Genomic DNA, 7396 nt, shown 5'->3' with positions numbered 1-7396 from the left:
TGCAGTTCATTTTTATCCAACCTCTTAAATTTATAATCGTTTCATTTGAACGGGGAAATTAATCGTCTACTTGCGAATTAAAAACAGTTATTGTTGAAATCAATATATTGCCGTCTATGTTTTGAATTTGATGTGGAAGAGAGAAATACATATAAATTTAGGATAGTCTGTTTTTATTCTGACTTCAGTAAGGTTAGATTATAGGGTTAATGTATAAGTCACTTTAGAATTTTATTTAAATTTTTCGATATTTTTTTGACAAAATGTTTGATTATTCTTTTTTTGTTGGAAAATATAGTATAATGAAGATAGAATAATACAAACGAGGAAAAAGTTATGAAAGAAAGTAGACATATCGCTATTCTACAAGAATTAGATCGCAATGGAATGGTATCTGTTAAAGATTTAACTTCCCGTTTGGGAGTAACGGACATGACGATTCGCAGGGATTTAATTGAATTGGAACAGCAAGATTTTCTTGTCCGAGTTCATGGAGGTGCCCATCGCAAGGTGAGAGATGGTCTCATTGAAGCTTCTCATTCTGAAAAAAACATGATTAATGTTGAAGAGAAAAAAATAATTGCTCAAAAATGTGCCCAATTGATTGAAAATGGAGATACTGTTTTTATTGGTTCTGGAACGACGACGGATTTTATTGGTGATTACTTAGAAGATAAGGAAGTTAGTATTGTAACGAACTCTTTACCAATCTTTGAAAAACTTAAGGACAATCCAAATTGTGATATTATATTAGTTGGGGGACGATATCGGGTTAAAACTCAAACATTTGTGGGACAATTTGCTAACAAGCTTCTTCAAGAAATCAAAGTTTCCAAAGCTTTTATCGGAGTAAATGGGATTGACGGTCATAATGTAACGACCGCTAATGAAGAAGAAGGGAATGGAAACGCCATTATACTCAACAATGCTATAGAAAAATATATCGTTGCAGATAATAGTAAGTTTGACAGTTATTCTTTTTATACATTTTATCGAATGGACGATTTAAATGCTGTAATTACGGATGACAATATCACTAAAAGAGTTAGGAATAAATACCAAACTTATACTAAGATTTTATAATTAGTTAGTACGTAGGGCTTTGTCCGAATCGACTTTATATTGGATTGTAGATTCATTGATGTGTAGGATAACAGCTTTAAAATAACAAAATGAAAAGATGAGTAAATTAATTTTTTACTCACTTTTTTATTTTAGTATGTGGTTTTGTTAGTTTTGATGCAATAGTCGAATTTTTTTGAAAAATATTTTTAAGAAAATTATAGTAAATTTTCAGTTTATCTGTTTGAAAATCTAAAGTTTTAGGGTTTCTCTAGCATAAAAGAACTTATAAAGTAAATCAACATATATTTTTCGAACAAAATCAAACAAAAAAGTACATATAAACTATTGACAGCGCTTTTATATAGTGATATAATCATACTGTAAAAGATATCATATTAATAGAAAGGGGAATACGATGGGATTGGATCATTTTTTTGATGAAAAGTTGGTTTTCTGTCTCGACGCTAGCAGTCAAGAAGATTTATTTGATCAAGTTGCAAGCTTGTTAGAGGAAAGACAAATTGTCACTCCAACTTATCGTTCAGCTCTTATTGAACGGGAGAAGGCGTTTCCAACTGGATTAGACATGGCTTTTCTTGGTAAGGATCTTCCAAATGTGGCGATTCCTCATACGGATATTGTCCACAATCTGACAGAAAATGTAGTAGTTGTACGTTTGAGTCAGCCAGTTGTGTTTCATAACATGATTGCACCAGATCAGGAGGTAGCGGTATCTCTGCTCTTCTTTATTATTAACAACTCAAGTTCAAGTCAAACCAATATTCTTGCTCAGTTGATGGATTTCTTTACTTCAAATGGTAACCTTGAAGCCTTGTCTACGATGACGGAAGAAGCTGAAATTTATCGCTATATCACAAAGGTTGTTTCATAAACTAGTTAGTTTAGTTTCTAGAAGTTATCCTGATTGTACTGAAGTACAACAGTGATAGTTCTAAGAAACCATATAAAAATTTTTTAAAATATGGAGGAAATCCAAATGATTAAAATTCTTGCTGCCTGCGGTGCAGGTGTTAACTCAAGCCACCAAATCAAGAGCGCTCTTGAAGAAGAACTTTCAAACCGTGGCTACGATGTCCACTGTGATGCGGTTATGGTAAAAGATGTAAACGAAGATCTCATCAAAGGCTACGACATCTTCACACCGATTGCTGCGACTGACCTTGGTTTTGAACCAGGTATTCCAGTTATTGAAGCTGGACCAATCTTGTTCCGTATCCCAGCTATGAGTGCTCCAGTGTTCGATAATATTGAAGCAGCGATTAAAGAACACGGATTAAGCTAATTTCGTTCACATTCATAAAACCATAAAGAAAAGGGAGGATTCATTATGGATGTCATAATTAATCTAGCCAACACTATATTCAAGCCTATATTGGATATGGGCGGACCTATCATTATGTTGATCATTTTGACAGTATTGGCTTTACTCTTTGGAGTGAAATTCTCCAAAGCTCTTGAAGGTGGTATTAAACTTGCCATCGCTCTTACTGGTATCGGTGCAATCATCGGTATGCTAAATGGTGCTTTTTCTGCATCTCTAGCGAAGTTTGTTGAAAACACTGGTATTCAGTTGAATATTACTGACGTTGGTTGGGCACCACTTGCAACTATCACATGGGGTTCAGCTTGGACACTTTACTTCTTACTTGTCATGTTGATTGTCAATGTTGTTATGCTTGCAATGAAAAAGACAGATACACTCGACGTCGATATCTTTGATATCTGGCATTTGTCAATTACAGGTCTGTTGATTAAATGGTATGCGGATAACAATGGTGTGAATCAAGGGATTTCACTCTTAATTGCGACACTTGCGGTAGTTCTCGTTGGGGTGATGAAAATTATCAACTCAGACTTGATGAAACCAACTTTCGATGACCTTCTTAATGCACCAAGCTCATCACCAATGACGTCAACACACATGAACTACATGATGAACCCAATCATCATGGTCTTGGATAAAATTTTTGATAAAGTCTTGCCAGGACTTGATAAATATGACTTTGACGCAGCTGCCTTGAACAAGAAAATCGGTTTCTGGGGCTCTAAATTCTTTATCGGTTTCATTCTTGGTATTGTCATTGGTTTGATGGGAACTCCGCATCCAGAACCAAATGTAGAAGAATTGAAAAACTGGGAATTGGTCATTAAGTCTTGGTTGAGTCTTGGTTTGACAGCTGGTGTCTGCTTGGAGCTCTTCTCACTTATCGGATCTTGGTTTATTGCAGCCGTAGAACCATTGTCACAAGGTATTACAAACGTTGCTACTAAACGTCTTCAAGGACGTAAATTCAATATTGGTCTTGACTGGCCATTCATTGCTGGCCGTGCTGAAGTTTGGGCATGTGCTAACGTACTTGCACCAATCATGTTGATTGAAGCTGTGCTTCTTTCAAACGTCGGAAATGGTATCCTGCCACTTGCTGGTATCATCGCTATGGGTGTAACCCCAGCTCTCTTGGTTGTTACTCGTGGTAAATTGCTCCGTATGATTATTTTCGGATCACTCTTATTGCCACTCTTCCTTCTTTCAGGAACTCTCATTGCACCATTTGCAACCGAACTTGCTAAAGGTGTAGGTGCTTTCCCTGAAGGTGTGAGCCAATCTCAATTGATTACACACTCAACTCTTGAAGGACCAGTTGAAAAACTATTTGGTTGGGCAATTGGTAATGCTACAACTGGTGATATCACAGCTATTCTTGGCGCTTTAGCTTTCCTTGTATTCTATGTAGGTATCTTTGCTTGGTATAGAAAACAAATGATTAAACGTAACGAAGAATACGCAGCAAAAGCAAAATAATTCGCTCCTATAAAATGTACATTGTAAAAACTGGGTTGTCGATTTCCAAGTTGGAAGTGGTCAGCCTAGTTTTTCTTTTTTAATAAATTCATAAGGAGATTTTATAATGATCGAACTCAAAAATGAATTCTTGACACTTCAGTTTAAAGAGCTAGGAGGTGCTCTATCATCCATTAAGGATACTGAGGGGATTGAATATCTTTGGCAAGGAAATCCAACTTACTGGAGTTCTCAGGCGCCTGTCTTATTCCCCATTTGTGGGAGTTTACGCAATGACTCCGCTATTTATCGCCCCAATGATCGACCGTATTTTACTGGCATTATTCCTAGACATGGGTTAGTACGAAAAGAAATTTTCGAACTGGTGGAACAAACAGAAAATAGTGTTAGTTTTGCGATAGAAAGCACGGAGAGGATGTATAAAAATTATCCATATCATTTTCGCTTAACGATTTGCTATACACTGATAGGGAAGAAAATTCGAACTCAATACATAGTTACGAATCTAGAAAGTGAGAAAACTATGCCTTACTTTGTTGGAGGACATCCCGGTTTTAATTGTCCTTTATTAGATGGGGAAGTTTATGAAGATTACTACCTTGAGTTCGAACAGGAAGAAACATGTAGTGTTCCGCTTTCTATCCCTGAGACAGGGATGCTAAATCTATTAGATCGTAGGTTATTTTTAGACCATCAAAAAGAATTACCCTTAGATTATCACTTGTTTGAAAAGGATGCAGTAACATTGGATCAGTTGGAATCTAGGAGTATTTCTTTGAAGTCGCGTAATCACGAGAAAGGTTTGCGTCTAAATTTTGAGGATTTTCCTTATCTTATCCTGTGGTCTACAACGAACAAAGGTCCTTTTATAGCAATCGAACCATGGCTTGGATTATCAACATCGCTTGAAGAAAGTGATTATCTAGAGTACAAGAAAAACGCTCATATTCTTCTTGCTGGACAAACAGAGGAAGTTGGATTTGAGATAGAAATATTCTAGTAGATGTTCGAAAATAAACATTTAAATGTTGACAATTAACAAAAATAAGTGTATTATAGTTTTGTAAACAAATAAATGTTTTTAAGTAAACAATTTTAAAAATAAATAAACTTAAAGGAGGACAAAAAATGTCTATTATACTTGGTGCAGATCTTGCTGGTTCAAGATTGAAAGAAGTTGTGAAGGATTTTCTGGAAAATGAAAATTTCGATGTCGTAGATGTCTCAAAAGATGGGCAAGATTTTGTTGATGTAACTCTTGCAGTTGCTAAAGAAGTTAATCAAGCAGAAGAAAATCTAGGTATCGTTATTGATGCTTACGGTGCAGGTCCATTTATGGTGGCAACGAAAATCAAAGGCATGGTGGCGGCTGAGGTTTCAGATGAGCGTTCAGCTTATATGACACGTGGACATAATAATTCTCGCATGATCACAATGGGTGCTGAAACTGTTGGAGATGAACTAGCAAAAAACATTGCCAAAGGTTTCGTTAACGGTAAATACGATGGTGGTCGTCACCAAATCCGTGTCGATATGTTGAATAAAATGTGCTAATGAGAGGAGTATTCAAATGAGAATTGCAATTGGTTGTGATCACATTGTGACAAACGAAAAAATGGCTGTTTCTGATTTCTTGAAATCAAAGGGATATGAAGTACTTGATTTTGGTACTTATGACCATACCCGTACCCACTATCCAATCTTTGGTAAGAAAGTTGGAGAAGCTGTAGCAAGCGGTCAAGCAGATCTTGGTGTATGTATCTGTGGTACTGGAGTTGGGATTAACAATGCGGTGAATAAGGTGCCGGGTATTCGTTCTGCTTTGGTACGTGATATGACAACAGCTCTTTATGCAAAAGAAGAGTTGAATGCCAATGTTATTGGTTTTGGTGGTAAAATTACTGGTGAATTGCTCATGTGCGATATTATCGAAGCTTTCATTAATGCGGAATACAAACCATCTGAAGAAAATAAGAAATTGATTGCGAAAATTGAGCACGTTGAAACTCACAATGCCCATCAAGCAGACACTGACTTCTTTACAGAATTCCTTGAAAAATGGGATCGCGGTGAATACCACGACTAAGAGGTGACGTGAATGATATTAACAGTCACAATGAATCCATCCATTGATATCTCCTACCCTTTGGATGAGTTGAAAATCGATACAGTTAATCGTGTTGGTGATGTGACAAAGACAGCCGGGGGGAAAGGGCTTAATGTTACTCGAGTTCTTTCAGAATTTGGGGAATCTGTTGTAGCGACTGGTTTAGTTGGTGGTAAACTTGGTGAGTTTTTGGTGGAGAATATTGACGATAAGGTAAGGAAACATTTCTTCTCAATTCAAGGTGAAACTCGTAACTGTATCGCTATTCTACACGGAGACAACCAAACTGAAATCCTTGAAAAAGGGCCAGAAGTTCTGGAACAAGAAGGGAAAGATTTCTTAACTCATTTCAAGCATCTCCTTGACACTGTGGAAGTAGTAGCTATCTCAGGTAGTCTACCAGCTGGTCTTCCGGTTGATTACTATGCGAACTTAGTAGAACTTGCTAACCAAGCAGGGAAACCAATAGTCTTGGACTGCTCAGGTGCAGCCCTTCGAGCGGTTCTCGAATCACCACACAAACCAACAGTGATTAAGCCAAATAACGAAGAATTGTCGCAACTTCTAGGAAAAGAAGTTTCTAAGGATTTGGATGAATTAAAAGAAGTACTTCAAGCCCCTTTGTTTGCAGGCATTGATTGGATTATTGTTTCACTCGGAGCGAATGGTGCTTTTGCAAAACATGGTGATACTTTTTATAAGGTAGATATTCCTAAAATTCAAGTAGTCAACCCAGTTGGATCTGGAGATTCTACCGTTGCAGGGATAGCATCTGGGCTCTGCCACAGAGAGAGTGATGATGAACTCCTTATCAAAGCGAACGTTCTTGGTATGTTAAATGCACAAGAAAAAATGACGGGACATATTAATGTAAACAACTATGACGCTCTTTATCAGCGTCTAACAGTGAGAAAGGTATAAAAATGGGATTAACAGAAGAAAAACGTAAGTATCTAGATAAATTGTCTGATGCAAATGGCATTATTTCTGCTTTGGCCTTTGACCAACGTGGAGCATTGAAGCGCCTTATGGCTCAATACCAAGAAGCAGAGCCAACTGTTAGCCAAATGGAAGAATTGAAAGTTTTGGTAGCAGATGAATTGACCAAATACGCATCATCTATGCTTCTAGACCCTGAATATGGACTTCCAGCTATAAAGGCACTCGACGAAAATGCGGGCCTTCTCCTTGCTTATGAAAAAACAGGTTACGACACAACAAGCACTAAACGCTTGCCAGACTGCTTGGATGTTTGGTCTGCTAAACGCATCAAAGAACAAGGTGCGGATGCAGTCAAATTCTTGCTTTACTATGATGTAGACTCATCAGACGAGCTCAACCAAGAAAAACAAGCCTACATCGAACGGATTGGTTCAGAGTGTGTGGCAGAAGATATTCCA

Annotated in this window: 9 protein-coding genes; all 9 read left to right on the top strand. The window is 37.2% G+C overall.

Annotation, left to right across the window (positions count from 1 at the left end):
* The first annotated feature begins 336 nt into the window (after positions 1–336).
* Positions 337–1083 (top strand): DeoR/GlpR family DNA-binding transcription regulator, encoded by a 747-nt coding sequence (locus tag STRDD10_RS09445; RefSeq protein ID WP_067195489.1) that lies wholly within the window; start codon positions 337–339, stop codon positions 1081–1083.
* A gap of 397 nt (positions 1084–1480) precedes the next feature.
* On the top strand, positions 1481–1957 hold the full coding sequence (locus tag STRDD10_RS09440) for a PTS sugar transporter subunit IIA (protein WP_067195486.1): 477 nt from the start codon (positions 1481–1483) through the stop codon (positions 1955–1957).
* A gap of 105 nt (positions 1958–2062) precedes the next feature.
* Complete coding sequence (locus tag STRDD10_RS09435) at positions 2063–2368, top strand: PTS sugar transporter subunit IIB (RefSeq protein ID WP_000590551.1); 306 nt, start codon at positions 2063–2065, stop codon at positions 2366–2368.
* A gap of 45 nt (positions 2369–2413) precedes the next feature.
* Positions 2414–3889 (top strand): PTS galactitol transporter subunit IIC, encoded by a 1476-nt coding sequence (locus tag STRDD10_RS09430; protein WP_067195483.1) that lies wholly within the window; start codon positions 2414–2416, stop codon positions 3887–3889.
* 103 nt (positions 3890–3992) lie between these two features.
* Positions 3993–4889, top strand: coding sequence for an aldose 1-epimerase family protein (locus STRDD10_RS09425; RefSeq protein ID WP_067195481.1), 897 nt, complete (start codon positions 3993–3995; stop codon positions 4887–4889).
* Between the two features lie 128 nt (positions 4890–5017).
* Positions 5018–5443, top strand: coding sequence for a galactose-6-phosphate isomerase subunit LacA (gene lacA / locus STRDD10_RS09420; RefSeq protein ID WP_067195479.1), 426 nt, complete (start codon positions 5018–5020; stop codon positions 5441–5443).
* Positions 5444–5459: 16 nt separating this feature from the next.
* Positions 5460–5975 carry a galactose-6-phosphate isomerase subunit LacB gene (lacB, locus tag STRDD10_RS09415; RefSeq protein WP_067195476.1) on the top strand — a complete coding sequence of 172 codons (516 nt, stop codon included), beginning with the start codon at positions 5460–5462 and terminating at the stop codon, positions 5973–5975.
* 12 nt (positions 5976–5987) lie between these two features.
* Complete coding sequence (locus STRDD10_RS09410; RefSeq protein WP_067195473.1) at positions 5988–6917, top strand: tagatose-6-phosphate kinase; 930 nt, start codon at positions 5988–5990, stop codon at positions 6915–6917.
* Between the two features lie 2 nt (positions 6918–6919).
* The coding region (locus tag STRDD10_RS09405; RefSeq protein ID WP_156468644.1) for a tagatose 1,6-diphosphate aldolase at positions 6920–7396 on the top strand (477 nt) is incomplete at its 3' end.

Origin of the sequence: Streptococcus sp. DD10 (assembly GCF_001578805.1) — a bacterium.
In the GTDB taxonomy this organism is placed as follows: Bacteria; Bacillota; Bacilli; order Lactobacillales; family Streptococcaceae; genus Streptococcus.
Note: the sequence above shows the minus strand (reverse complement) of the source record. Positions and strands in the feature narration are given on the sequence as shown.

Bases quoted from the DNA above. Each gene is read 5' to 3' on its own strand.
- STRDD10_RS09445 (WP_067195489.1), top strand. From the start codon at position 337: ATGAAAGAAAGTAGACATATCGCTATTCTACAAGAATTAGATCGCAAT.
- STRDD10_RS09440 (WP_067195486.1), top strand. From the start codon at position 1,481: ATGGGATTGGATCATTTTTTTGATGAAAAGTTGGTTTTCTGTCTCGAC.
- STRDD10_RS09435 (WP_000590551.1), top strand. From the start codon at position 2,063: ATGATTAAAATTCTTGCTGCCTGCGGTGCAGGTGTTAACTCAAGCCAC.
- STRDD10_RS09430 (WP_067195483.1), top strand. From the start codon at position 2,414: ATGGATGTCATAATTAATCTAGCCAACACTATATTCAAGCCTATATTG.
- lacA (WP_067195479.1), top strand. From the start codon at position 5,018: ATGTCTATTATACTTGGTGCAGATCTTGCTGGTTCAAGATTGAAAGAA.
- lacB (WP_067195476.1), top strand. From the start codon at position 5,460: ATGAGAATTGCAATTGGTTGTGATCACATTGTGACAAACGAAAAAATG.
- STRDD10_RS09410 (WP_067195473.1), top strand. From the start codon at position 5,988: ATGATATTAACAGTCACAATGAATCCATCCATTGATATCTCCTACCCT.